Annotated in this window: 26 protein-coding genes and 4 pseudogenes; 17 read left to right on the top strand and 13 right to left on the bottom strand. The window is 55.8% G+C overall.

What is annotated here, in order from left to right:
• Positions 1 to 243: 243 nt before the first annotated feature.
• A complete protein-coding gene (locus CAF65_RS12760) occupies positions 244 to 867 on the bottom strand; it encodes a DUF4157 domain-containing protein (protein ID WP_256578640.1) in 624 nt (207 codons plus the stop codon).
• A 144-nt stretch (positions 868 to 1,011) separates the two neighbouring features.
• Here CAF65_RS12760 and CAF65_RS12765 point away from each other — a divergent pair.
• A pseudogene (locus tag CAF65_RS12765) lies at positions 1,012 to 1,203 on the top strand (alpha/beta hydrolase); the annotation flags it as partial.
• 12 nt (positions 1,204 to 1,215) lie between these two features.
• Here CAF65_RS12765 and CAF65_RS12770 read toward each other — a convergent pair.
• From CAF65_RS12770 to CAF65_RS12790, 5 genes are all read right to left on the bottom strand, one after another.
• Entirely contained in the window at positions 1,216 to 1,863 is a 648-nt protein-coding gene (locus CAF65_RS12770; protein WP_085716598.1) for an amino acid ABC transporter permease, read from the bottom strand.
• A 1-nt stretch (position 1,864) separates the two neighbouring features.
• Complete coding sequence (locus tag CAF65_RS12775) at positions 1,865 to 2,545, bottom strand: amino acid ABC transporter permease (RefSeq protein ID WP_085716599.1); 681 nt, start codon at positions 2,543 to 2,545, stop codon at positions 1,865 to 1,867.
• A 3-nt stretch (positions 2,546 to 2,548) separates the two neighbouring features.
• Positions 2,549 to 3,325: an amino acid ABC transporter ATP-binding protein gene (locus CAF65_RS12780; RefSeq protein ID WP_085716600.1), complete on the bottom strand. Its 777-nt coding sequence runs from the start codon at positions 3,323 to 3,325 to the stop codon at positions 2,549 to 2,551.
• Between the two features lie 16 nt (positions 3,326 to 3,341).
• Positions 3,342 to 4,307 (bottom strand): transporter substrate-binding domain-containing protein, encoded by a 966-nt coding sequence (locus CAF65_RS12785; RefSeq protein WP_085716601.1) that lies wholly within the window; start codon positions 4,305 to 4,307, stop codon positions 3,342 to 3,344.
• An 83-nt stretch (positions 4,308 to 4,390) separates the two neighbouring features.
• Positions 4,391 to 5,824, bottom strand: a complete 1,434-nt coding sequence (locus tag CAF65_RS12790; RefSeq protein ID WP_085716602.1) for an amino acid permease — start codon at positions 5,822 to 5,824, stop codon at positions 4,391 to 4,393.
• Positions 5,825 to 6,173: 349 nt separating this feature from the next.
• Here CAF65_RS12790 and CAF65_RS12795 point away from each other — a divergent pair, with 349 nt between their 5' ends.
• The 4 genes from CAF65_RS12795 to CAF65_RS12810 all read left to right on the top strand — a co-directional run bounded on the left by CAF65_RS12795 (position 6,174) and on the right by CAF65_RS12810 (position 9,542).
• Complete coding sequence (locus CAF65_RS12795) at positions 6,174 to 7,592, top strand: PLP-dependent aminotransferase family protein (protein WP_085716603.1); 1,419 nt, start codon at positions 6,174 to 6,176, stop codon at positions 7,590 to 7,592.
• Positions 7,593 to 7,596: 4 nt separating this feature from the next.
• Complete coding sequence (locus tag CAF65_RS12800) at positions 7,597 to 8,841, top strand: FAD-binding oxidoreductase (RefSeq protein ID WP_085716604.1); 1,245 nt, start codon at positions 7,597 to 7,599, stop codon at positions 8,839 to 8,841.
• Positions 8,842 to 8,869: 28 nt separating this feature from the next.
• Entirely contained in the window at positions 8,870 to 9,220 is a 351-nt protein-coding gene (locus tag CAF65_RS12805) for a RidA family protein (RefSeq protein ID WP_085716605.1), read from the top strand.
• Positions 9,221 to 9,332: 112 nt separating this feature from the next.
• Positions 9,333 to 9,542 (top strand): hypothetical protein, encoded by a 210-nt coding sequence (locus CAF65_RS12810; RefSeq protein WP_085716606.1) that lies wholly within the window; start codon positions 9,333 to 9,335, stop codon positions 9,540 to 9,542.
• A gap of 99 nt (positions 9,543 to 9,641) precedes the next feature.
• On the opposite strand, the gene CAF65_RS12815 is transcribed toward CAF65_RS12810, so the two are convergent.
• Positions 9,642 to 10,559: an AraC family transcriptional regulator gene (locus tag CAF65_RS12815; RefSeq protein WP_085716607.1), complete on the bottom strand. Its 918-nt coding sequence runs from the start codon at positions 10,557 to 10,559 to the stop codon at positions 9,642 to 9,644.
• 165 nt (positions 10,560 to 10,724) lie between these two features.
• Between CAF65_RS12815 and CAF65_RS12820 the strand changes: the two genes are divergently transcribed.
• The 3 genes from CAF65_RS12820 to CAF65_RS12830 all read left to right on the top strand — a co-directional run bounded on the left by CAF65_RS12820 (position 10,725) and on the right by CAF65_RS12830 (position 14,139).
• Positions 10,725 to 11,774 (top strand): NAD(P)-dependent alcohol dehydrogenase, encoded by a 1,050-nt coding sequence (locus CAF65_RS12820; protein WP_085716608.1) that lies wholly within the window; start codon positions 10,725 to 10,727, stop codon positions 11,772 to 11,774.
• Positions 11,775 to 11,827: 53 nt separating this feature from the next.
• A complete protein-coding gene (locus tag CAF65_RS12825; RefSeq protein WP_085716609.1) occupies positions 11,828 to 12,850 on the top strand; it encodes an alpha/beta hydrolase in 1,023 nt (340 codons plus the stop codon).
• An 86-nt stretch (positions 12,851 to 12,936) separates the two neighbouring features.
• Positions 12,937 to 14,139 (top strand): MFS transporter, encoded by a 1,203-nt coding sequence (locus CAF65_RS12830; RefSeq protein WP_085716610.1) that lies wholly within the window; start codon positions 12,937 to 12,939, stop codon positions 14,137 to 14,139.
• 46 nt (positions 14,140 to 14,185) lie between these two features.
• Here the strand turns inward: CAF65_RS12830 and CAF65_RS12835 are convergent, their stop codons facing one another.
• Positions 14,186 to 15,064 (bottom strand): LysR family transcriptional regulator, encoded by an 879-nt coding sequence (locus CAF65_RS12835; protein WP_085716611.1) that lies wholly within the window; start codon positions 15,062 to 15,064, stop codon positions 14,186 to 14,188.
• Between the two features lie 146 nt (positions 15,065 to 15,210).
• Between CAF65_RS12835 and CAF65_RS12840 the strand changes: the two genes are divergently transcribed.
• From CAF65_RS12840 to CAF65_RS12860, 5 genes and pseudogenes are all read left to right on the top strand, one after another.
• Positions 15,211 to 15,948, top strand: a complete 738-nt coding sequence (locus CAF65_RS12840; protein WP_085716612.1) for an AzlC family ABC transporter permease — start codon at positions 15,211 to 15,213, stop codon at positions 15,946 to 15,948.
• Positions 15,945 to 16,271: an AzlD domain-containing protein gene (locus CAF65_RS12845; protein WP_085716613.1), complete on the top strand. Its 327-nt coding sequence runs from the start codon at positions 15,945 to 15,947 to the stop codon at positions 16,269 to 16,271. The genes CAF65_RS12840 and CAF65_RS12845 overlap by 4 nt, the downstream gene beginning before the upstream one ends.
• 86 nt (positions 16,272 to 16,357) lie before the next feature.
• On the top strand, positions 16,358 to 16,966 hold the full coding sequence (locus CAF65_RS12850; protein WP_085716614.1) for a trimeric intracellular cation channel family protein: 609 nt from the start codon (positions 16,358 to 16,360) through the stop codon (positions 16,964 to 16,966).
• Positions 16,967 to 17,038: 72 nt separating this feature from the next.
• Positions 17,039 to 17,209, top strand: a pseudogene (locus CAF65_RS28730) (LysE family translocator); the annotation flags it as partial.
• Between the two features lie 691 nt (positions 17,210 to 17,900).
• Positions 17,901 to 18,077 (top strand): DUF3606 domain-containing protein, encoded by a 177-nt coding sequence (locus tag CAF65_RS12860; RefSeq protein WP_085716615.1) that lies wholly within the window; start codon positions 17,901 to 17,903, stop codon positions 18,075 to 18,077.
• A gap of 344 nt (positions 18,078 to 18,421) precedes the next feature.
• On the opposite strand, the gene CAF65_RS12865 is transcribed toward CAF65_RS12860, so the two are convergent.
• Positions 18,422 to 18,991: a YSC84-related protein gene (locus CAF65_RS12865; protein WP_085716616.1), complete on the bottom strand. Its 570-nt coding sequence runs from the start codon at positions 18,989 to 18,991 to the stop codon at positions 18,422 to 18,424.
• 287 nt (positions 18,992 to 19,278) lie between these two features.
• On the opposite strand from CAF65_RS12865, the gene CAF65_RS12870 reads away from it, so the two are divergent.
• Positions 19,279 to 19,488, top strand: coding sequence for a hypothetical protein (locus CAF65_RS12870; RefSeq protein ID WP_085716617.1), 210 nt, complete (start codon positions 19,279 to 19,281; stop codon positions 19,486 to 19,488).
• Positions 19,489 to 19,514: 26 nt separating this feature from the next.
• On the opposite strand, the gene umuC is transcribed toward CAF65_RS12870, so the two are convergent.
• Positions 19,515 to 20,780: a translesion error-prone DNA polymerase V subunit UmuC gene (umuC, locus tag CAF65_RS12875; RefSeq protein WP_085716618.1), complete on the bottom strand. Its 1,266-nt coding sequence runs from the start codon at positions 20,778 to 20,780 to the stop codon at positions 19,515 to 19,517.
• Between umuC and CAF65_RS12880 the strand changes: the two are divergent.
• Positions 20,757 to 21,287, top strand: a pseudogene (locus CAF65_RS12880) (SOS response-associated peptidase); the annotation flags it as partial. The gene umuC and the pseudogene CAF65_RS12880 overlap by 24 nt on opposite strands.
• Here the strand turns inward: CAF65_RS12880 and CAF65_RS28735 are convergent.
• Positions 21,284 to 21,391, bottom strand: a pseudogene (locus CAF65_RS28735) (lysis protein); the annotation flags it as partial. The pseudogenes CAF65_RS12880 and CAF65_RS28735 sit on opposite strands and share 4 nt — an antisense overlap.
• A 587-nt stretch (positions 21,392 to 21,978) precedes the next feature.
• Between CAF65_RS28735 and CAF65_RS12885 the strand changes: the two are divergent.
• Positions 21,979 to 22,383: a hypothetical protein gene (locus tag CAF65_RS12885; RefSeq protein WP_085716620.1), complete on the top strand. Its 405-nt coding sequence runs from the start codon at positions 21,979 to 21,981 to the stop codon at positions 22,381 to 22,383.
• A 67-nt stretch (positions 22,384 to 22,450) separates the two neighbouring features.
• Here the strand turns inward: CAF65_RS12885 and CAF65_RS12890 are convergent, their stop codons facing one another.
• Entirely contained in the window at positions 22,451 to 22,963 is a 513-nt protein-coding gene (locus tag CAF65_RS12890; protein WP_085716621.1) for a DUF2514 family protein, read from the bottom strand.
• Positions 22,960 to 23,511 carry a glycoside hydrolase family 19 protein gene (locus CAF65_RS12895; protein ID WP_085716622.1) on the bottom strand — a complete coding sequence of 184 codons (552 nt, stop codon included), beginning with the start codon at positions 23,509 to 23,511 and terminating at the stop codon, positions 22,960 to 22,962. Before CAF65_RS12895 ends, CAF65_RS12890 begins: the two co-directional genes overlap by 4 nt.
• 125 nt (positions 23,512 to 23,636) lie before the next feature.
• Here CAF65_RS12895 and CAF65_RS12900 point away from each other — a divergent pair, with 125 nt between their 5' ends.
• Entirely contained in the window at positions 23,637 to 25,715 is a 2,079-nt protein-coding gene (locus CAF65_RS12900; RefSeq protein WP_085716623.1) for an acyltransferase family protein, read from the top strand.
• Positions 25,716 to 25,759: the final 44 nt, after the last annotated feature.

A 25,759-nucleotide genomic window follows, 5' to 3' on the forward strand; every position in this document is an offset into this window, starting at 1 on the left:
TTAGATGCTCTTTACGAAGGGCTGCTATGAGTTCGATTTCAGCCGGTTCCAGCAGGCAGCTATTGGCCGCTTTTTGCCTGTCACCAAAGGCAGCAACCGCTAAAAGCGGACATTGTTAATGGGGTACCGTTCATCGTTACTAGCCACAGAACTAGATTGGCTTTGCGGACATTCAAAAACGTCTACACAGGGTCGTTTCAAGTAACTCACCCTTGATAGCTGACAAGGTTAAAACCTTTGAACTCAAGGATGGCGAGGAGGTTCTGACTGGACAACGCTGGCTCTTAGCGCTCTGGCTACCTGGGTTTGAATCTCGTAAGCAGGCGCCTCGACGGCTGTGTAATCACGGGTATAGCGAGTAGAAAACTCCCGAACACCCCACTGCAGGTACTGCTGCACGTGCTTCAATTCATGCGCCCACAGCGCGACATTGTTAAGTGCATCATCGGAACTGCGAAAGACGATGATGTCTATAAGGGTGACTGCACTTACATCGGGATTCTGCAGCATGGTGTTAGCGGCGTTCAGCTCCACATCATCGCCTACCTTGTAGCGAGCCGAGTCAAGCACTTGAATGTCATAGTAGGGTTCGAGTTGGGCTCGGATATTCAGCGGGATTGTCTGAATATCGCCAGTTGCCGCGGTGTTGCGCGATTGCACAATCCAACTCTGTAATCCAGAGGAAGCCATTTGGTTCATACGTTCAAAGATCGCCCCCGTTTCCTCTTTGGAGCCAGGAGCACAAAAGCAAGCGACCACGCAGACTTCGTACTGCCCTTTTGGGCAGGCGTAAGCAGAAAATGAAGTGCCAACGGAAAAGAGCAGTACCGCTAAGCGGAAAACTTGACGCAAAAAGACAGCTGACAATTGGTTCCCCCAGAGGTAGTGGTGGTCGGCAGGTGATGCTTCTGGTATCTCGCACCCGGTGTCCAGCCACGCGTATGACCGCTGCGGCCACCGTTTGTTGCCTTAGCCCGGATTCATCCCTCTATTTGTGTATTCATGCGCCGTAACAGGCAGCGATATGACGTTCCTGCCGGACCTTTCTACGGTTATAACCGCCCTGGTGCAAAACCGTCTGAGGGCATCATCTGGAACGGGTGGCGACAAGGCATGATGGGCTGCGCAAAAGCACACTATGACTGGATCGTAGCCTTTTCCAAGACCGACTTTACCGACGATCCAATCTGCACCGATGCCCCACGCTCAACTGGTTCAATGCCTCGTTTTTCGCTCGAGTAAACGCACACCGAGTGACAGTGGATAACACAGTGCAAAGTAAATTGCGCCGACAAGTATGTAGATTTCCAGCGGCATGAAATACACCGAACTCAAGTCCTGAGCTCGCAACATCAAGTCCGGCGCTGCAATCAGCGACGCCACGGATGTGTCTTTCAATAGTGAAATGGCCACGTTACCGATCGGGGCCAGCACAATTCGAATGGCCTGGGGCAACACGACCCAGCGCAGCACGTTGTGGTGTGCCATGCCAATCGCCTTCGCCGCTTCCACCTGCCCCTTGGGCACAGCCTCCAGCCCTGCACGGTAAATCTCGGCCAGGTACGCTGCAGCGTTGAGCCCCAGACCAATCATGGCGGCCTGGAACGAGCTGAAATGAACGCCGATTTCGGTCAGGCTGAAATAGACGATGAACAATTGCACCAAGGCTGGAGTGCCACGAAACAGCTCGATGTAATAGAGCGCAGCGCGCCTCAATGCCCGGTTGCCGGACAGTCGTGCCAGCGCCACCAGCAAACCGACAATCAAGCCAATGACCAACGCACCGAACGCCAACTGGAGCGTGGCCCAGGCGGCCGCCAGCAATTCGACATGGGTCGCGCCCCACAACTCGCCATAGCCCATGTCAATTCTCCTTGACGACTTTGAGACGGCGTTCGGTACGCGCCGCCCAGTGGGAAAGCACCAGGCTCAGGATCAGGTAGATCATCGCCAGCAAGAAGTAGATCAGGTTGGTCTGGTAAGTTTCGCTGACCAGCATTTTCGCCTTGAATGTCAGTTCCGGCACCGCCGCCGCAGACGCCAGGGACGTGTCCTTCAGCAGCCCGATGGCAAAGTTGGCCATCCCGGGGATCGCCACCTTGAACGCCTGTGGCAGTACGATAATGCGCATCGCCAAAGAGCGGGTCATGCCGATGGAAAACGCTGCTTCACTTTGCCCGCGGTCAATGGTGCGGATGCTCGACCGAAAAACCTCCGACAGAATGGCCGCACCGTTCAGACCGAAACCGATAATCGCCGCGCCAATTGCCGGCAAGGTAATGCCGATATAGGTCAGCCCGAAGTACAGAATAAAAAGCTGAGTCAGGATCGGTATGTTGCGAAAAATCTCCAGGTACACGCTGGCGATCAGGCTCAGGATGCGGCTGCGCGAAAGCCGCATCAACGCCAGGGAAAAACCCAGCAATGCCGCCACTACAAACGCAGCAGCAGTCAGGCCAACCGTGGTCAGCGCGCCGATACCCAGTACATTCAAAAAGTACGGCAGCATCTCAATGGCTTTGTGCAGCGCAGTGGTATCGAACATCAATCAATGCTCCTGCACAGCGCGGATGAAGGAGCGGGTGCGTTCGATCTGGCTCTCACGGAAAATTTGCCGCGGTGGCCCTTGCTCGACGATGTTGCCGTCGGCCATGAAGATCACCTGGTCGGAGACGCTTTCGGCAAAGCGCATTTCGTGGGTCACGATGATCATTGTCATGCCCTCTTCCGCCAGCCTGCGCATGACGCTCAGCACCTCCCCCACCAACTCCGGGTCCAGAGCCGAGGTGGCCTCATCGAACAGCATCAACTTGGGTTTCATTGCCAGCGCCCGGGCGATGGCGATGCGTTGCTGTTGCCCTCCCGAGAGCTGTTCCGGAAACGCGTCACGCTTGGCGAACATGCCGACCTTATTCAGCAGATCCTCGGCCAGCTCCACCGCTTCGGCGCGATTGCGCTGTTGCACCCTGAGCGGGCCGAGGATGATGTTTTCCAGTACCGAGAGGTGCGGGAACAGGTTGAAACGCTGGAACACCATGCCGATTTCGGCACGCATCCGCGCCAGTTCCTTATCGCTCATGGGCACTTTTCGGCTGCCCACCAGACGCTGGCCGATCAGTTCGTTATCGATGTAAATGTTGCCTTGGGTCGGCTCCTCCAGGTAATTGACGCAACGCAACAAGGTGGTCTTGCCCGACCCGCTGGGGCCGATGAGCGAGATCTTCTGACCCTGCTGTACATTGAGGTCGATGCCTTTGAGCACATCCAGGCTACCGAAGGACTTGTGCAGCCCCTCGATGCGCACCAATGGAGTTGATTCAGCCATGAGCTATGTCCTCGACTCAGGCAAAAGCCTGACTGAAATCACGCGGTGGGTGTTCGAACGGACCAATGAGGTTGCCCTTCTCGTCTCGATCCACGCCGATTCGCGGATCCTTGGACGGCGGCACGAGATAGTCCGGGTTCTTGATCCCGTACTTGGCGAGTATCGGTTTGATCTGGTCCGTTGCCTTCAACCAGCGCAGCCCTTGGTTCACGCCATCGAACAGGTCCTGATTCTGCGGATGAACACCCCAGATCGCCTCAAACTTGGCGGTCAGGCTGGGGAATTTTTCATCGTAGGCCATGGGAATCTGTTTGAGCTTGAGGCTCGGGTCCTGAAGGATCATGTAGTCGATGGTCGGCGCATCCAGCACGGCAAAATCCAGGCGCCCGGCGCGAACGTCGCGCAAACAGGAATCCGTGTTGTCGTAGAGTTTGACCTCCTTTACGCCCTCGATCTTTTTCATGTCCGGGATAGTGAAATAGCCGGTAATGGCGCCGATGGTGCGTCCCTTCACGTCGTTGACGGCAATGGTGGTATCGAACGGTTCACTGTCACGCATGATCACGTAGGCGCCGGTGTAAAACACCGGGTCGGTCAACAGCAGGATTTTCGAGCGCATCGGATTCCAGGCGAAGTTGCCGCCGAACCAGTCGGCACGCCCGGACCGCACTGCTTCTACCACCGCCGGGAAGCCCATGGTCAATACATCGAGCTTCAGTTCCAGGCGGTCGGCAATAAGCTTGAGCAACTCCAGATCGGTGCCGACCGGTACGCCTTCGCGGAGCGCGCCCAGGGGCATGTCGCCCAGGCACGCTGCCGTCAGGTAGCCGGGGCGCACGGTCTTGATCGGCTGCCCGGCGGCGAATGCGAAGGACATCGGTCCCATCGCGCTGCCCACACAGGCAGCCAAAGTGCCATAGCCCGCCGCCTTGAGCAGCCCGCGCCGGGAAAAACCTTGGGTATCAAACTTGAAGTCGGACATAGATCACCTATAGGGCTATTTGTTTTTTTTGACCGGTACAAGCCTTACAACTCAACGCCATCCCTGGCCGGGTTCCCTGTGATTTATGAACGTGACGGCAAGCCCGCCAGAATGTCGATGGCGTTCAAATGAGGCTTGCCGGCCTGTTGGCGTCGACGCTTGAGCATCAGGTAGGCAGCAGATACCACGCCGAGGCTGACGAGGCTGGCCAAGAACTGCGTACGCAAGGAATCCTGGAATGCCATGGCCACCAAAACACCTGCAATAACGGCCACCACAGCATAGGACAGCCAAGGAAACAGCCACATCTTGAGGGTCAGTCGTGCCGGTGCAGTGGCCTCCACCTGACGACGTACCTTGATCTGCGCCAACGCCACCGCCAGGTACACAAACAACATCACCGCACCGGACGCGTTGACCAGGAACAGGAACACGCCCTCGGGAGAAATGATCGCCGCCATGATGGCGATGTAGCCGATCACGCTACTGAGCAGCACGGCGGCTCTGGGCACTTTGCGCCCGGTCAGAACCGACAGTTTCGCCGGGGCGTCACCGCGCTGACTGAGACCAAACAGAATCCGCGAAGACACATACAGCCCGGAGTTCAGCGCCGACAGCACAGCCACCAGTACCACCGCCTGCATGATCATCGCCGCACCGGGAATGCGCATCACCTCCAGCGCTGCCACGAACGGCGAATGACCAGCCACGATCTGGCCCCATGGAACGACGCAGACGATCAGAAAGATCGAACCGACATAAAAGGTGATGACCCGGAAGATCACCGAACGGGTCATGTTCGCCACGCTCTTCGACGGATCGTCGGATTCAGCGGCGGCAATTGTCGCGATCTCGGCACCGCCCACGGCGAAAATTACGGTCGGTACCCCGGCCAGGATGGCGCTGACGCCGTAAGGCATGAAGCCACGGTCATTGACCAGGTTGCCCAACAGGTCACTGGTGCTCGGGGCAAAACCAAACAGGTAGGCACCGACGACAAAGATGAAGACGATGATCGCGAAGACCTTCAATGAGGCGAACCAGTACTCGAACTCACCATAGGATTTCACCGACAGGCAGTTGATGGCCGTCATGATTGCCAACAGGCTCAGCCCGATCATCCAGGCCGGCAGTGGTATCCACTGCTCAAGGATATTGGCGCCGACCACCGCTTCTACCGCTACCACGATCACCCAGAAATACCAGTACAACCAGCCGCTGGTGAACCCGACCCAATTGCCCAGCCCGATCCGCGCGTACTCGGTAAAGGAACCGACACCGGGCAAGGCAACGGCCATCTCACCGAGCATGCGCATGACCAGCATCACCACGATACCGGCAGCGAGATAACTGAGAAACGCGGCAGGCCCGATCGCCTGAATCGTTGCGCTACTGCCGACAAACAGGCCGGCACCAATGATGCCGCCCAGGGAAATCATGGTGATATGACGCTGACGCAGCGCCCCGCTGAGGCGCTGTTGGCCGGGCTTTGTCTCGGTTGGCTGGGCGTTGCTCATCGGATGACCTCCGCAGCATGGGATAGGGTCGATCGACCGGAAAATTTCATCGAAGACTTTGCGCGAGGGGAACAACTCACCGGATACTCTGTGCCGCCTGCTGACAGGGACAAGAGTCGGTGGTGTCGGGTAGCCAAGGCTGTGCCCGGCTGGAATGTCTCATTAGTCATGTGTTTACCCGTTTGGGCTGATCATGGCAGCCATTTTCTTATTGTGTTGCATGACAAGCATTACAACTAACACACTAATCACGGTTTTTTAGCTTGTCAATGGGCCTTGTATCGGATAAAAAGCAATACAAATTTGCTTATTGTCTTGTTTTGAGCATGACAAGCAGGGATAAAGCACCATGAGTCAATTCGAACAACTGCTGGACGAACTCAAAGCCAGCGCAGCTTTGCAACGCGACAAGGCAGAAACCCTTTACGCCCAACTGGCCGATTCACTGGCCGAGGCGATCGGCAATGGCAAGCTCAAGCCGGGCGAACGTCTGCCACCCCATCGCGATTTCGCCAGCGCACTGGGGGTGAATATCACCACGGTGACCAAAGCCATGGCCGTGCTGCAACAGAAGGGACTGGTGGAAAGCCGCCCGGGACGCGGAACGCAAGTCGCACAGCCGCGGCATCCGGCGGCGCAGTTTCAGTCGGCCCCCAGCAATGACCCGGGCACTGTCGACCTGAGCGTCAATCGCCCCGCCACCAATGGCTTCAATCGGGTGTTGGCGCAGCTGTTACCGCGCCTTGCCAGTGATCCGCGATTTGCCGACATGAAGGACTACCACCCGTCTGAAGGCCCGCTTTGGGCCCGCGAAGCCGCAGCGCAATGGCTGCGCCATACCGGCGTAGAGGCCCAAGCCTCGCAGATGCTGATCTGCGAAGGCGCCCAGCACGGAATCGCCAGCACCTTGCGCAGCCTGACCAACAGTGGCGATACCGTGCTGGCCGACAGCGTGACCTATCAAGGCATCAATGCGTTGTGCCGCTCGTTGGGCCTGATCCTTGTCGGAGTCGACGCCGACGCGCGAGGTATGTCCCCCGAAGCCCTGCGCCAGGCCTGCGTCGAACATCAGCCACGCTTGTTGTTTCTGGTGCCATCGATCCACAATCCGACCGCCATCACCCTCGATGCCGAGCGCCGTAAAGAGCTGGCAACAGTCATTTGCGAAACCAACCTGCTGGTCATCGAAGACGACGTCTATCGTCCCCTGCTGGACAAGTCGCCGCCGCCCCTCGCCGCGCTGATGCCAGAGCGCACGATCTATATCTCCGCCCTGTCCAAATGCATCGCGCCGGGACTGCGCATGGGTTTTGTCATGGCCCCGCAACCCCTGATGCAAGACATCGCCGCCATGCAGCGCATCGACTGCTGGAGCACCTCACCACTGACGGCGCTAATTGCTGCCCGGTTGATCGAGGACGGTCATGCCGAGCAGTTGGTCTCGGAACAGCGCGAAGAGCTGCGTATCCGCCAAGCGCTGCTTGCCACGCACCTTGAAGGTCTGGAGTTCCAGCACAGCGCCACCGGTACCCACGCCTGGCTGGTGCTGCCGCAACCCTGGACCGGCTCACGTTTCGCCCGCCTGTGTCAGGACCGCGGTGTGGTGCTGCTTGCTGGTGGCGCCTTCACCTTGCGTCCGGAACTCTCGCCGCAAGCGGTACGGATCAATATCTCCGCGGCCCTGTCACGGGAGCAGTTGACCAAAGCCTTGACCATCATCAGCCAATTGGCGCGTCAGGGTCACCTCCATATGCATAACCGGATCTGAGGACATGACACAGCCAGTTCATTGTGAAATCGCCGTTATCGGTGCCGGAGTCGTTGGGGTTGCCACCGCACTCTGGCTGCGCCGTCAGGGCTACCAGGTGCTGTTGCTCGAGCGCGACTCGATTGCCGCGGGTGCCTCCTATGGCAATGCCGGCACCCTGGCGCCTTACGGTGTGATGCCGATCGCGCAGCCATCCCTGTTGAAGGCCATTCCTTCGCTGCTGTTCTCGAACGAGTCCCCCTTCGTCATCAATTGGGCCCGCCTGCCCCGGTTGATGCCCTGGCTGCTGCGTTTTCTCAATGAATGTCGCGCGTCGCGCTGTGAAGCCAATACCCTGGCCCTGACCAAAATACTTGAGCACACCTACAGCGGTTATGCACCGCTGCTAGCCGACTGCCCAGAGGCCAATCAGCATCTGCACCATAACGGCTGCCTCTATGCCTACGGCACCTCGCAAGGTTTCGCCGGCGCACAGGCGGCCATCGAATTGCGTCGTTCACTGGGCATTGCCCAGCAAGTCTTGAACGCGGCGGATGTCGAGCAATTGGAACCGGCGCTGGCGGGCAAGGCGGTGGCCGGCATTCTGTTTCCCGAGTCGTCGCACATGGATGACCCGCGTGCCTTCATTGAAGCGCTGGCGGCGCCGCTGATTGCCGAGGATGCATTACATCAGGCGACGATCACCGGCGTGCAACGAAAAAGCGACGGCCTGTATCTGAGCAGCGCCGAGGGCAAATCGTGGCGTGCCGATCGCGTGGTGCTGTGTGGTGGCGCCTGGTCCGCCGGGTTGGCGCGCCAGCTGGGCGATCACATCCCGCTGGATACCGAGCGCGGCTATCACATCGAATTCGACGTGCAGGACACGCTGCTCAACCGCCCCTGCTGCCCGGTGGAAAGTGCGTTCTACATGACGCCCATGGCCGGCCGTTTGAGAGTGGCGGGCACGGTGGAACTCGGCTCGATCAACGATCCAGCCAATCCAAAGCGCTTTGACTATCTGGAGCGACACGTGCGTCGTGTCATGGGGTTGACTCAACCGGTCGCGCGCAAATGGCTGGGGTTCCGCCCTTCCCTGCCCGACTCGTTGCCGGTCATAGGTCCGTCACCGAACGAACCGCGATTGATCTACGCCTTTGGCCATCAGCACCTGGGCTTGACCCTGGCCGGAGCCACCGGACAACTGGTCGCCGACTGCATTGCCGGTAAGGCGCCCCATTGGCTGGACCGTTTTTCAGTGCAACGCTTCTGATCGACGCTATTCCACAGGAGAACTATCGATGCAAACAATTGAGCGCAATCACACCAACCAGCGCATGAGCCAGATCGTCATCCACGGCAATACGGTGTACCTGGCCGGGCAAGTGGGCGACCCCCGGCACAACATTGCCGATCAAACCCGCGACGCTCTGGCACAGATAGATGCCTTGCTCAAGGAAGCCGGCTCGTCCCGGACTCAATTGCTGCAAACCACCATCTGGCTTGCCGACATGGCAGATTTCGCAGCGATGAACGCCGTCTGGGATGCCTGGGTACCGGCGGGCCTCGCGCCGGCTCGCGCCTGTGGCGAGGCGAAACTGGCTGATCCGCAATTGCTGGTCGAGGTGATTGTCTGCGCAGCGAGGGGGTGAGTTTTTACCGCTTCCTCAAACGCCTCAAATGGCTAACAGTGCCGAGGTCGCGGGGCCGTGCCAGGCCTTCCAGGACTTTTGCTACGCTGACCTCTTTCATGGAGGACTTACGATGCCGAACGCAGACCTGCTCCCTTCCTTTCTGTTCAAGAGCAACCAGAATCAACTCGCCCTTGAGGCCGCCATTATGAAGCTCACGCTGTGGGTCGAGCAGCGTGGATCGGGTGACGTAGCCGACCACGTTCGGGGTGCATTGGAGGCCATTAGTAGGAACGAAGAGTTCATAAACATGACGTTAGCGGTGCTCGTGACACCGGAGTGATGTTTGCCTTAGGGTGTCGAAAAGAGCAGACAGTCGACAGTTTCCCAACCAACAAACGCTCTCTCCATTCAAATGCCGCTCATGCGCGCATTTATACCGCTACCCCTGCCCTCGCAACACCGCGATATCTCGCTTGGGAGGCACGCCAAACAGTCGACTGTACTCGCGACTGAACTGGGATGGGCTTTCGTAGCCGACCTTGAAAGCCGCACTCGATACGTCCTGGTGTTCATTGAGCATCAAACGCCTCGCCTCATTCAATCGCAGCCATTTCTGGTACTGCAAGGGGCTCATTGCGGTGAGTTGGCGGAAGTGGTGGTGAAAAGTCGGTGTGCTCATCTGCACTCGGGCCGCCAGTTCCTCGACGCGAAGCGCCAAGGTGTAATTCAACTTCAGCCAATCGATGGCTTTGGCGATCCGGTAACCCTGACCATCGACGGATGTGATTTGTCGTAGTCTGCCCGCCTGATCACTCTGCAAGAGACGGTAGTGAATCTCGCGCTGGATCAAGGGTGCGAGAACCGGGATGGACTCCGGCTCATCGAGCAGTGCCAATAAGCGTTCGAATGACGCCAGCATTGCCAGGGTCACTGAACCAATTCCTACCCCTTTCGCAACTGATCGATCCCGGATTGGCGGCAGGTCACTTTGCGCTATCAGCTCAGCCAGCATGCGCAGATCGAGTTTCAACGTCAGCCCCAGGCATGGCTTTTCCGGGCTTGCAGCAAGCACCTCTGAATTGGCTGGCAAGTCCAATGACGTGACCAGGAATCGCGACGTGTCATATGGATAACCTTCGCCGCCTACCCACAGCTGCTTCTCGCCCTGAGCGACAAGAACGATGCTCGGCTCGACCATGCAAACGACGGGGGGGGAAGGATGCTCACGCCGATAAAAGCCCAGGCCAGCAATCGAAGTAGCGTAGTCACCAGGCTTTGCGATCCGAGCACCAATGGTATGCGCAAGCGCTTCTTGGGGTGATGTGTGTGCAGCGGCGGTTTCGTGTTTGATCGTCATGTTCGTCTTGTACCTCTTCGCTGAACTCTAACTCGCCAGCTGATGACCGTCCTGCAAAAAAGCCAAGACTCATAGGATCAGGCAAGTAATCAAGCGGATTGCTCTACTGAGTCGCTGGGCAGAGCCGGAGAATGATCATCCGACACCGCCATTCAGGACTTTCCCATGCTTGTAAAAGCCTATGGTGCTCACGCGGGCGACAAACCGCTTGAGCCGTTGCAGATCAGCCGCCGTGCACCTGCCGCCCATGACGTTCAGATCGATATCGCCTTTTGTGGTATCTGCCATTCGGATCTGCATCAGGTGCGTGCCGAGTGGGCAGGCACGCAATTTCCCTGCGTACCTGGGCATGAAATTGTTGGCCGCGTATCAGCAGTGGGTGCGCATGTTTCGGACTTCACCGTCGGTGATCTCGTCGGCGTCGGTTGCATCGTCGACAGCTGCAAACACTGTGATGACTGTGCCACGGGCCTGGAAAATTACTGCGACGGCATGGTCGGCACCTACAACTTCCCGACCCCGGATGTACCCGGCTGGACACTCGGCGGCTACTCGCAAAACATTGTGGTGCATGAACGCTACGTACTGCGCATCCGCCATCCCGAAGACCAATTGGCAGCCGTCGCACCGCTGTTGTGTGCGGGCATTACCACCTATTCCCCGCTTCGTCACTGGAACGCCGGGCCGGGCAAGAAAGTCGGCGTGGTCGGCATCGGTGGCCTGGGCCACATGGGCATCATACTGGCGCATGCGATGGGCGCCCACGTTGTGGCGTTCACCACTTCTGAATCCAAGCGCGAGGCCGCGAAGCAATTGGGCGCCGACGAGGTTGTCGTGTCGCGCAATGCCGAAGAAATGGCCGCGCACGCCAAGAGCTTTGACTTCATTCTCAACACCGTCGCAGCCCCGCACGATCTCGATGCTTTCCTGGTGCTGCTCAAGCGCGATGGCGCGCTGACGCTTGTCGGTGCGCCCGCATCGCCACATCCGTCGCCGAACGTATTCAACCTGATCATGAAGCGCCGAACGATCGCCGGCTCGATGATCGGCGGCATTCCCGAGACCCAGGAGATGCTGGATTTCTGTGCCGAGCACAGCATCGTCGCCGACATCGAACTGGTTCGAGCCGATCAGATAAACGAGTCATATGAGCGAATGCTCAAGGGCGACGTCAAGTATCGCTTTGTGATCGACAACGCCACGTTGGCTGACTAAACGCCTGAGTCAAAAACTCCAGCGAACAACCATGCAATCGAAAGGAATATCCAATGAAAGGAATTTTGCTAGCCCTGGGGCTGCTCGTTACCTCTTTTTCTTCAATGGGAGCCGATATGTCGAACGGCGCGGACAACTTCTACAAAAGCGAGAAAGTGACCGTTGAAAAGGTCACCTTCAAGAATCAATACGGTATGCAGGTGGCGGGCAACCTGTTCACCCTGAAGGGTCTCAACCCCAAAGCGAAAAATGCCGCCATCATCGTCGGCCACCCCATGGGTGCGGTGAAGGAGCAGAGCGCGAACCTGTACGCCACCAAAATGGCCGAGCAGGGCTTTGTCACGCTGTCGCTGGACTTGTCTTTCTGGGGCGCGAGCGAAGGCACACCTCGCCAGGCAGTCTCGCCAGATATCTACGCAGAAGACTTCAGTGCCGCCGTAGACTTTCTCGGCACTCGTCCCTTTGTCGACCGTGAGCGTATCGGCGTCATCGGCATCTGCGGCAGTGGCAGCTTCGCTATTAGTGCGGCCAAAATCGATCCACGCCTGAGGGCAATCGCCACCGTCAGCATGTATGACATGGGTGCGGCAAACCGTAACGGACTCAAACACGCCGTGACGCTCGAACAACGCCAGCAGATCATTCGCGAAGCGTCCGAGCAACGCTATGCGGAATTCCAGGGTGGCGAAATCCGCTACACCGGCGGCACGCCGCTCAAACTGACCGGCAACGAAGTAGGCGACGAGTTCTTCGACTTCTATCGCACCCCACGAGGTGAGGTCACTCCGGCAGGCGCAACACCGCAGACAACCACCATGCCGACACTGACCAGCAACGTGAAGTTCATGAACTTCTACCCGTTCAATGACATCGAGACTATCTCTCCGCGCCCACTGCTGTTCATTGCTGGTGCCCAAGCCCACTCACGCGAGTTCAGTGAGGATGCCTACCAGCGGGCTGCCGAGCCTAAAGAGTTGCTCATTATCCCAGGTGCCGGACACGTGGATCTTTACGACCGGGTCAGCCTCATTCCATTCGCCAAGTTGACCACGTTCTTCAAAAGCAACCTGAAGTAGTCCGGTCGGTGCTCTGGCCGGGCATCGATTCTCTCGTAGCCTCGCCCTCGGGGCTACAACGCTTCGTGCAATACAGGATTCAAGCAATGACTGATCACCTCCTCCCAGTGCCCCATAAATCATGGGGTGCCGTATTCGCCATGTCGCTCGCCGCCTTCGTGCTCGTGGCATCGGAGTTCATGCCCGTCAGCCTGCTGACACCGATTGCCGCAGATCTGCATATCACCGAGGGGCAAGCCGGTCAGGGGATCTCCGTTTCGGGGCTGTTTGCCTTGTTCACCAGCCTTCTTATCCCGCTGGTGGCGACGTGGGTTGACCGTAAACCGCTACTTCTTTCACTGACACTGATGATGGTCCTATCAGGAACAGTGGTCGCGTTCGCGCCGAACTACTGGGTCTTCATGGTCGGACGAGCACTGATCGGAGTGGCAATAGGCGGCTTCTGGTCATTATCGGCGGCGACGGCCATGCGCCTGGTACCTGATGATCAGGTCACACGGGCCATGGCAATCGTCAACGGCGGCAACGCTTTGGCGACGGTGATTGCAGCGCCATTGGGCAGTTTTCTCGGTGCCTTGATTGGCTGGCGCGGTGCATTCTTGTGCGTCATCCCAGTCGCGATAGTCGCCGGTGTCTGGCTGTGGTTAAGCCTTCCAGCGATGAAATCGCACAGCGGCTCAGGCACTGGAAACGTCTTCAGGTTGATGAAAAGCCTACCGGTCGCGTTAGGCATGGTGGCGGTCAGTGTCTTTTTCATGGGCCAGTTCATGCTGTTTACCTATTTGCGTCCGTTTCTTGAAACGGTCACGCAGGTCAGTGTTTCCATGCTGTCGCTTATGCTGTTTGTCCTAGGCCTGGCAGGCCTCGCTGGCACCTTCCTGATTGAACCGTTTCTGAAAAAGGGCTTACATCGAACGCTGATCGGCATCCCGATGTTGATGGCTGTGATCGCATTGGCGTTAGTCTCGTTCGGTGGTACAGCGCTGAGTGTCACCATGTTGCTGGGATTCTGGGGATTGGTCGCAACTGCAGCGCCTGTAGGCTGGTGGACATGGCTGGCGAAAACACTACCGCAAGAGGCAGAGGCTGGAGGCGGACTGATGGTTGCAATCATCCAGTTCGCTATCGCTGCAGGTGCGACCGTGGGTGGCATCGTATTTGATTTGAGTGGATATCAAGCCACATTCGAATTGAGTGCAGCTTTACTTGTTGTCGCCGGCGCCCTTGCTGTATTGGCAGCGCGTGGGGCATCACAGAAGCCTCTTTTTTCCCGTAGCGTTGCAGCATAACTACGAGCGCGCGCCCTTACCCTTAGGCATCGGCGTGACTCAGTCTCTATGCCAACTGCATTAACGCTTCTTCCACTTCAGCTACCATCCGATTGCCCTTGGCGCCTGGCAGCTTCCAGGCCGCGATGACCATGTTGAGTGGAATGGATCGATCAATCGGCGCAACAAGCTCACCACTGTCCAGATACCGCTGGATGAGGCTACGGCGGCCAATCAGTACCCCTGCCGCCAGCAAGGCTTGCTGTACGGCGATGGAGTACAAGGAAAAACCGGGCCCACGGGCTACGAACTTCTGACCGGGCATGACTGAGCGAGTCCATATCTCCCAGTCACTCCATCCCACATCCGCGATACACCGGACATTGGCAAGATCATCAGGTTGGGTGATCCGTGACGCCAGCGCAGGTACGCAGACCGGTAGCACTTCCTCGACGGCAAGCATGCGCTGTCCGCGTTCCAGTTGCTCGGTGTAGAAAAGGCACAGGTCGAACGGGCTGCGTTTAAGGTTGGGAGGCTCATCGACTGCAGTAACCGATATTTCAATTGGTGCCAGGATTTCGGTGAGCCGGGGAAGGCGCGGCCCAATCCACAATTCCGCCAATGCGGGGGAAGTGACGATATGTACCCGCTGTGGTGCAGATAGTCGCCGAAGGGTTCGAGCGGCTTCCTCCACGGCATCGAATGCCTCGATGAATTGCTCCTTCACGCTCTCGCCCAGTGCCGTCAGCCTCACACCCTTTGCATGACGCTCGAACAGGGCTGCGCCGTATTCATTTTCCAGGGCCTTGACCTGTGCCGCGATGGCGCCTGGCGTCACCTTCAACTCATTGGCCGCCCTGGCGAAACCGCCAAGACGGGCAGACGCCTCAAAAGCGCGTAGAGCATTCAGTTGCAATGTGTGCCTTACGGGCGAGTCCAGATACATGTCGTTAGCCTCATTTTTTCTAGGCCTAATATTTCAGAAATCTGCCGTTGTTCCCAGTTGGCCCGAGCTTTATTTTGATCAGGCCTTCCTTGCTGACGCGAGTCGCAACGCGCAGCCATCAGTCTGATCACAATCAAGGAATTCAAATGAACTATCGAAGTGAGACACATGCGTTCATGCACGGTGCTCACACCGCCTCCCCATTCACCACCGGGATCATTCCTTTCGGCTTGATCGCTGGTGTCAGCGCTGCCGGGATGGGGATGTCACTCACCACCACCATGGGCATGACGCTGCTTTTCTATTCCGGCTCGGCGCAGATAGCGGTACTGCAGTTACTGCAAAATGGTGCCTTGCCGGTGACCATGGTGATCACCGCACTGGTGATCAATCTTCGCTTTCTGATGTACAGCGCATCGCTGGCGCCTCACCTGCACCACTTGCCCCGGCACAAGACCTGGCCTCTGTCCTATCTGCTCGCCGACCAGGTTTTCGCGCTGTTCAGCCTGAGAACAGCCTCTGGCGAACTGGGACGGTACGCTTTTCACTATTACGTCGGGGCGGCGATCACGATGTGGCTCGGCTGGACGCTTGCGGTGCTGGCGGGAGTCATCCTGGGTGCGCGCATCCCCGAAGCCTGGTCATTGGGCTTTGCGATTCCGCTGTCATTTCTGGCGCTGCTGATCCCCAGCATTCGTAGTGCTGCCACGCTCTGCGCCGCCCTGGTGGGAGGTGCGCTGGCGGTGCTGGCAGTCGATTTACCCTACAACCTGGGCATGCTGACGGCATCCCTTGGCGGGGTCATCGCCGGGCTTACCGTCGAGCACCTGCGAAAAGACATGGATACCGTACGCGGCAACGACGCCGAACAGGAGGCATCATGAGTGAGCTCTCCCAGTGGGGCCTGTTCCTGCTGATCGGCGCCGGCACCTTCGCTATTCGTCTGTCGTTTATCGAGTTTTATGGAAGCTTGCGCATTCCACCGCTGCTGCGCCGTGCCTTGCTGTACGTGCCAGCGAGCGTGTTGGCCGCGCTGGTCTTGCCGGCGGTGGTGTACCCGGATCGACAGTCAGCGTTCGACTGGAGCAACCCGCAAATTCCCGCCGCCATCCTAGCAGGCCTGGTTGCCTGGCGAACCAAAAGCACCTTGCTCACGCTGGTGGTCGGTCTGGGAGCATTGTGGGCACTGAAAAACTTGGGTGCCTAGCAATCTATTGATTGTTCCGTCGCGTAATCGACACCTGCAAGAACTCGACTGATGGCACTGAACACTGACCTGAAAAGGAATAGAAGATGCTCTACTTTCAGGAAATGCTAGGCATTGCCGTGTTTTCAATAACCGGGGTGCTGGCTATCCAAAAAGCCGATGTCGACTTATTCGGTGCTGTGGTGCTCGGCATCATCACCGCTATCGGTGGCGGCACCCTACGAGATCTGCTGCTGGATCTACCGATCTTCTGGATCGCAGATTTCAATTACATTTGGGCTGCATTGGTTGCCGCACTGCTAGCGTTTTTTCTGACCCAACGATTACAACGACGTTACCGCCTGCTGCTCTATCTCGATGGTTTGGCCGCTGCTCTGTTTGGGCTGGCCGCTACTGAGAAAGTACTGGATTTGCAGCTCGCCGCACCTTTGGCAGTGATGATGGGTGTGCTGACCAGCATTGGAGGCGGTATAGCACGCGATGTCCTGGCGGGAAGAGTTTCACTGTTGATGTCTCGGGAGATATACGCCACGCCAATCTTGTTAGGGTGCACCCTGTATGTTGTGTTGCGCAATATCTTCCCATCGGTCTGGGTCGCCGGTTGGATCGCTTTGAGTTTCACCTTCGGTCTGAGGTTTTTGGCCATCTACCTGCATCTTCAAATGCCAGCGATTTTCTCGACAAAACAGGGATAATTCGCCCATAGCCTCCGAAACCAGACATCGCTATCCGTTAAACCTTCAGCTTTTACTGCATCTAATGGCTGACTGGTCAGTACTCACGTGGTGCTCGATTTGATCTGAACTTCGACATTGATTGGCGCTACTCAACCATTTGCCGGCGTTCTTCGGCGTGAAAACGTGATCAAGTGGATGGATCGCACCACCGGCATGATCTTTGTTCTGTTCGCAGCTCGGCTTGCCTTCAGCAAGCGTTGAAAACGGCATTTCCCACGTTGCAGCGATGAACATCCGGGCCGATTGCCGCCTTTCGCAACAGACATGTCGAAAGCTGCCAGTTGCGACGTGACGCAATCGACCCCGTGCAGTCTTCTTCCATTAACTATCAGCAACGGTAGAGCCAGTCTCTTACGGGCTCTGCCTGGAGATATGTAGCGGATACGTGGAGTTTCATACCCGAAGAGGAAAACGCTCCTCCCTATTAACGATGCAATCGTGCACGCCTCGCAACCCGATGCTCTTGAGCACCCCGCTAAGGAGCACTCTACGTTAACACCCCTACCACCCGACCAGCGAATGATCTAAATCCTCAGTGGGGCAAAAAGTGGGGCCAAAATCAGCTCCGCGAAAAAACGATGAGCCATAAAAAAATCCAGTCACCGCTAAGTGACTGGATTTCTTGAAAAATAAATGGTCGGGACGGAGTGATTCGAACACTCGACCCCTAGCACCCCATGCCGGGGACTATATCGACGTAACTTATTGTTTTTCAAGGAATATTTTCTATTTCCAACTCAGCAAAACATCCTCTTTTTTGTACTTTTGCAAACGGTAATCCGCGGCTTGCAGCAGAGGTTTTGCGCAGCCGTTCAGCGCTCAGCGAGGACGTCTTGATGGTCTATGCTCGATTGGCTTGGACTGCCCCAGGCCTACCAAAAGGAAATTGATGATGGCTGATGATCTGAAAAACCGTGGCCCGAAAGACAGAGCTCGCGTGAACACATCTGAGGCTTGGGAATTGAAGTACTGGACGAAGGAATTCGGCGTCACCGAGGATCAGCTAAAAGCCGCTGTGAAAGCGGTCGGGCCGATGGTGACTGACGTACGCAAGAAGCTCGGCAAGTAAAGCAATGAAGCCCCGTGGATACCGCGGGGCTTTTGTGACAGGTTAAAGCCCACCATGTCAAGGCGACCAAGAAACCTACGTAAGTAGTTGATATAAAAAGGAAAAGCGGTGTTTTCAAGCAGATACAAAAACCCCGTAACGCCCCATAAGAATCAATTACTTAGCGTTGTATATTCCTACAGTAGTAGCCCTTCCACCGGCGTCCTGTCGACACGAAACCACACCTCTTTCCACCTGTAACTTTTTCGTTGGCCATGGTTTGACCAACTCCGCATTCTTGACGGCAACGAGGAGGCTCGCTAGCTGTCGCTTGAGCCTCCAGCTGAAGCGACCGACCGACGGGTTCAGCGATCGATCTTAGTAATTTTTGAACCCTGCAGTCCCAGCCCGGCCATTAAGCCCTTTTGATCAAAGATGAACGCATAAACATCAGACTGAGCCGTTGAAGTAGTCAGCGACTTAGCCATGCCTGAATCTACGACCACGATGCTTGGGCCCACGCCGACCTCAAATCCATGAACATTTTTCAGATCGTTCATGGCTGAATAGGTCATGAAAAACATCACGTAACCAAACTTCTGCGCGCCCGCCTGAAGACCGTATGAGGCTGCAGTGGTCGAGTAGTATCCCGTGACTTTGCCGTTCTCGATCAATTCGCCTTCGCCATGCTGTGCACCGACGATGAGACCCGCTTTCAGCACATCCGGGAAAACAAGGATACCCTTGGCTTTCTGCGCTAGGACACGCGCTTCCGGCGTACTGATATATAAACTCTTTAACGCCGCTTTTGCCTCCTGATCCATCTGAGCGTTCGCAGCCTTCACACTAGAGGCGGAAGTCGATTGATCCGTTTGGCACCCCGCAACGATCGCGAAGATAGAAACCAATGCCATTATTTGAAGGTGTCTGATCATGAGGAATACTCTTTTTCTAACTCCGCCACCGATGAACCTGCGTGACGACAGCCGTTGCTGATTAACGTTTCACAGGTTCGACTTTATTACGTGGTACTCATAGACAATTGGACTTTAGCCCTGCTAAGCGCTTGGTCAAATACGATGCGATGAACGCTACGGTTCGGCCCAGCAACCCCAGGTAGATTGGACAGCCTTTCAGCTCCTCCCCCGGTGTATTACCGACCGTCCCCTCACCCCTCCGCGTTTGACGACTGATACGCTGAAATCTCCACGGAGGATTCGCGATGCCAAACTCTGACCTGCTTCCTTCCCTGCTGTTCAAGCTCAACGGAAACCAACTCGCCCTCGAGGCCGCCATCATGGAACTTTCGAACTGGGGCGAGCAGCAAGTTTCAGCCGACGTCGCCGACAACGTGCGAGGTGCCCTGGAAGCCATCGACAAGAACGAAGAGTTCATCAAGATGACGCTCGCGGTGATGATGGCGCCGGAGTGAGCACGTTCTACGCGCCCCGGCACTCATCAAACACACGACACCTTCCACAACTGGTCAAGCTTGGTGGTGTAGCTCTGGCTCATCATCTCCCGTCGCATCCCCCAATCCGGATTGGCGGGTACGCTGGCGGCTCGAAGCGTTCCTGTACCCCACCGACCATTGATCTGATCCAGTACTGCCATTACCCGAGTCGCTTCCGCGGGCTGGGATGCAGCGAATAGATCGTCGGTGTACTCGCCTGGTTGGCACAGGTTCAGCAGCAACACCTCCGCCTTGCTGTAGTTGAAGCCTGGGCGGAATGTCCGATCGAGTGCATCCACTGCCGCTTTCGTCAGCAAGCGCACGTCGTCCGTTGGGTACGGCAGGTCTACCACCACGCCATTCGCGTACTTCGCCTCCTCGGGATTGAACATCCCGGTGCGGATGCTGACCCTGATCTTCTTGCACAGGGATTTCTGGGCCCTGAGCATTTCCGAGGCCCGCATCATGTACGTGGCCACAGCCTCCTTGATCGGCGGCAACTCCTTTAGCTTCTTACCAAACATCCGGCTGCAACAGATTTCCTGCTTGGGAGGATCTGGCTCGTCCAGCTCCAGGCACGGGGTTCCGGCCAATTCCCGCGCAGTCTTCTCGATCACCACGCTGAAGTGTTTGCGCAGTAACCAAGCATCGGCCTTGGCCAAGTCCATGGCAGTCTTGATTCCCATCGAGTTCAAGTGCACTTTCATGCGCCGTCCAACATCCCACACTTCACCCACGTCGGTGTTGCGAAGCACCCAGTCGCGCTTCACCTGATCGCAAATGTTCACCACGCCATCGGTCTGGACCTGCAAGCGTTTTGCCGTGTGATTGGCCAGTTTGGCCAGGGTCTTGGTGGGGGCGATGCCAACACCCACCGGGATGCCGGTACAGCGCAGTACTCGGCTGCGAATCTGCCGCCCGAGCACATCCAGCCCTTCGATGCCGGTAAAATCGACGAACGCCTCATCGATGCTATAGACCTCATCTGCCGGCACCATTGATTCAATCAACGTCATCACACGCTCACTCATGTCCCCATAGAGGGCATAGTTCGAGGAGAACGGGACGATACCGTGTTGCTTGAGCTTTTGTTTGATCTGGAAATATGGCTCGCCCATTTTCACGAAAGGCTTGGCGTCGTAACTGCGAGCGATCACACAACCGTCGTTGTTTGACAGGACGACGATGGGCACCTTGGCCAGGTCCGGGCGGAACACTCGTTCGCAGGACGCATAGAAAGAGTTGTTCTGGGGCCCTTCCTGCGAAACCAGGCAGACCCAGGCGATCCAGACGATCTGCCTCTAGAGGTGTTGCAGGGGACGTTTGGCTTAATCCCAGGCTGGAGCAAAGACACCAAGATTGCGCGACGCACCTACAACGCGCGGTCTGAGACCGTTGCGGAAAAACCCTCGTTCCGTAGCGCATGGAAGTCTGTCCAGCACTGCATTATCCCGGCTGCGGCCATTTACGAACCGGACTGGCGAAGTGGAAAGGCGATTCCGACGCGCATTGAGCGCAGCGACGGTGAACCGATGGGGGTTGCCGGTCTGTGGGAGCACTGGAAGAACCCGGAGGGTAAAACCGTTTACAGCTACACAATGCTGACGGTCAATGCAGACGACCACGAATTCATGCGCAACTACCACCGTCCGGAGGACGAGAAACGCATGGTCGTGATTCTGCCGAAGGGCCTGTACAAGGATTGGCTGGCGGCCAATGCGAGCGATAGCATGGAGTTCATGCGCCGTTACCCAGCAGATCGGCTGGTTGTTCGCTAAGGGCTGGAGACTGCCCTTGCATAGGTCTGGCAGGCCCTCAGCGCAATCAATCCCCGGTCACCGTCATCAGTGATGGCGACAATTCGTTGAGCATGCACTGGGTCAGGTTGGCGCTTGTGATTTAGAGAGGTACCTCGGGGCACCAGCAATCGCAGCCAATTCGTGTGAGAACGTCACCAGCATCACATTTAGAAAAAAAACTAATCAAATTAAGAGTTTCCCTACAGATAGGGAAGTGTCTGGAGAGTACGCTCGGGTCACCAAATCCACTTCTGAGATACCGAGTTTGATGCAGTATCTGGTCCTCATCACTATTGCCGCCGTCATAGCCATTCTTGGCCTAGCGTTGTTCGGTTGGTATCACCACCTGCAAGACGATGAAGATGACCTCGTTTAGCCTGCATTCCTCTCCCCACCCGAAAAACTATCTATCAAGCTCCCGCACATTGGTTGCAGTGATGGGAAGATATCGTGATGCGCCCACCCCCCCAGACAACAAAAAGGCCCACCTTTCGGTGAGCCCCTCTAGACCGCCCAACAGAGCGAATTTTGTTTGGTAGACGGCCGCTCAGAGCTGAAGCATTAGTCGCCGATTTCCCATTGATCTGGCCACCGATAGGCCACTTGTGGCTGTCATAACTCTAGAGTAACTTTGCACGCAGATCAGTTCTCAAAGGGATAGGTCTTAATAATGGAAATCATCATAACCACATTGCTGATTGGCTTTTCTTTTGGGGCAATCTGGATTTTTGCCTTGTTCGTTGGGCTATGTGTCCAAGCCAAGCAGTGGTGTCATGATTGGATCAACGACACCCCTTCGCCGGTCGAACCGAACATAATTCTTGAAAAAGTACTGGTGTTCGTTGGAGCGAGCAGTTTTGACCGATTCACCTGCGCCATGGTCATCCTGAATGCCCTGGTGCTCTGGCCTATTTCCCTAGTCCTGGCGGTTCCGGTAATCAAAGCCTTTCGCCAGCGTGAGCGGCGCAGGGTTGAAAAATCACTGGTATGTCAAAGCGAAGCAATGCGTCTGTCGCCGGACACGTCGACGCCTCTTGTAACCGCTATTAATATTCGCTCAACATCGAACGTTTGATTATGCAGGTGCAGAGTGGTGCTCGATTCTGGGTTATTCCTGAATGGATCATCCAGGACCATCCGCATCAGTGAATCGAGTAGTAGGCTTGCTCGCAGGTCAATCCCCTGGCTCTGGTCTGGTCAGCAACTGCAGCCAGGTCGCCCGCTCGCTGGTCAGCGCGCTTGAGCACGTCGGCAAGCACCATTGCGGCGCGGGTAGCTGCCTGGCTTGCGGCCGCAGTACAGGAATTGCCGCTGGCTTCACTGGCTGCGAGGCGACGGGCAAGATCGTCGGCTGCCCCGTGCACCCCGTCAGCAGAAGCGCGAGCAGCGGCAGCATCAGCTGTTGCTTGATCGATGATTCGTTGGCCATCTTGGACCGCCTTGTTGATTGACTGTTGATAGGTCTGCTCCCGGGCGCGTTCGCGACTTTCGTTTTCCAGCGCGGCCGCTTTGTCGTCCGCATCGCGTTCGTGCCAGGCCGACAGCCACTTGGCATCCGTGACGGTAACGCCATGGTGATAGGCACCGAACAGTGCGCCGGCTACCAACAGGACCGCTGCTATATAAGGAAGGAGTCGGAGCAGGATCGCATTCATGCCAGCACCTTCAGTGCGGCGGTGTAGAACGCCAGACGCTCAGCCAGGCCATTCAGGCCGCCATTGATTCGCCGAGTGATCCCGTTGAAGTCGCAGGCATCGGCCAATGCGTTCAGGTTTCGCGAGTTCCAGAACCACGCCGCCGACTTCGCCGCCCACTCGGCCTGTTCGAGCAATTCCGGTGTCCGGAGCAACCGGTCATCGCCGATCAGCGCCTTGCTGCAAGCCAGGTAGTTGTCGTGTCCGGTGATCTGAATCAGACCGCGCCCGCGATACTTCTGGCCGTCCCAATCAATCTCGGGAGTGTTGCCCAACCGCTTGGCCCAACGGGCCAGTGTCGTACTTGCTAAGGTACTGGTCACCGCCCAACTCCTCACATACCGGAATTGACCCGATTCATGCCCGACTTGGGCGATGAAGGCCGCCATGCGCAGCCGGGTGTTGATCTGGAACCGGTCCATGGCCAGGTTTAGCGCAGATGCAAAAACGCCGGCTTGTTTGCCGGCGCTCGGGAGGATCTGCAACAGTTGCTGCGGAGTAATTGGCATGCTTTTCTCCTAAAACTCAAACTCACGAGGTTTTATCGAAGATTTCTGGTTATCCACTTCTCATCTTTGGGGTACGATGCCCACGCCCAAGAACAAAGCATGAGCCATCTGGAAGTTTATTTATAATGACGTCTCTTTCCGTCGACAACTTTACCAGCAACAAAAATGAACTAGCGCACCCAAAATACCGTGCCGACATTGACGGCCTAAGGGCTATTGCGATTTTGTCGGTGTTAGTTTTTCACGCCTTTCCGACACTGCTACCGGGCGGTTTTATTGGTGTAGACATTTTTTTTGTAATTTCAGGATTTCTGATTTCAACTATACTTTATGAAAAGTTTGAACAGGGCAAATTCAAGCTAACTGATTTTTACGCTCGCCGAATCAAACGAATATTCCCCGCCCTATCACTAATCCTGATTACGTGTATCGCCCTGGGATGGTTCACCCTTCTAAGCGATGAATACAAGCAACTCGGCAAACACATTGCCGGCGGCGCGGGCTTTATTTCAAACCTTATACTACAACAAGAGAGCGGTTATTTTGACTCATCTGCGGACCTAAAACCGCTTTTACACCTGTGGTCTCTTGGCATTGAAGAGCAGTTCTACATTTTTTGGCCCATAGTGCTATGGGCAGGATACAAATGCAGGCTAAACATATTAGCAATTTGCACACTCATCTTGTGCGCATCTTTCACATGGAACATCTATCATATCCATAGCGACCCCGCGACGGTATTTTACATGCCCTACACCAGAATATGGGAGCTCTTGATAGGGGCAGCCGTCGCTTATGCGCACGTGTACCGAAAGAAATCACTTTCTACTGCACTCAACAATGCAAATGCGATGTTCATTAGATTTTTTCCGCCCAAACCGACTAAGACAGATAATAGTACCATACGAAATATCGCCTCAATATGTGGTACTAGCGCCCTATTCATAGGGCTAGTATTTATCAACAAAGACAGTTCATTTCCGGGTTGGTGGGCATTCCTCCCAACATTGGGCGCGGCGCTGATAATTTCAGCGGGCCCCGACGCCATTTTCAACAGGTTGATTTTGTCGTCCCGACCAATGACATGGGTAGGTCTAATTAGTTTTCCACTTTATCTATGGCATTGGCCAATATTATCATTCGCTCATATTTTTGAGGGCGGCCCAGTGCCACCAACCCTCAGAACTGCTGCGGTTGCACTCTCCATTTTACTGGCATGGTTAACTTACAAGGTTATTGAGCGACCAATTCGAACAAGTAACAATAAACTTACCACCATGCTATTGCTGGCACTCATGCTGCTGGTAGGGTATAGCGGATACTCTATATACAAACACAATGGGTTCGAGTCGAGACTGGGGGGCATACAAGGATTCTCAAGCTATTTTGAAAACTCACTTCCCGAGCAAAAATACTTCCAAAAAATCGACTTACTTAACACCTATAGAACCGATTGCGACTTTTACAATCTGGAAAAATATCGCAGCGGCAATGCCACGAACACTCCCCGTGCGTCTATAAAAGAAAGCTGCTATACAAAAGATGCCACCAAAAACAAGACTGTATTCCTGTGGGGGGATTCTCACGCGCAGCAGCTATATTCAGGGATGAAAAACAGGTTGCCGTCCGATTGGAACATTCTACAAATTACAAGCTCTGGCTGCGCTGCATCCCCCTCGGTTTCAAACCCGTCGACTGTAGATTATTGCGCGCAGTCAAACTGGTTTGCTCTCGAAACCTTAAAGAAAACGACACCCGATGTTGTAGTCATTTCTCAAATTGCCAATTATGACACCCCCACTATTTTTCAGTTATCCGAAAAGCTTAAATCAATCGGTGTAAAACGCACTGTTTTTGTCGGCCCCGTCCCTCACTGGACAGCCGAGCTACCAAAAATAATCATGAAATCATTATGGCTAAACACTCCGAAGCGCACGCTTATTGGTTTGAGTCAGGAAACCATTGATTACAACACAGCCTTACATAGAACCCTGCAGGATTCAGGCATAGTATTTGCCGACATCATAAACACACTTTGCAACGAGCAAGGGTGCCTCACTTATCTAGGTGAGGACAAGACCAAAGGCATCACCTCCTGGGATTACGGACACCTAACACCAATAGCATCTGACTATATAGCAAAAAAACTACTTGTTCAGTTAATAATCAATAGTGAGTCAGACACCCAAGCTACTAATAAATAATCAATTTGCCGAACTGACAAATTTTTCCCGGCAATAATATCGCT

The organism is Pseudomonas sp. B28(2017) (assembly GCF_002113025.1).
Classification (GTDB): Bacteria; Pseudomonadota; Gammaproteobacteria; order Pseudomonadales; family Pseudomonadaceae; genus Aquipseudomonas.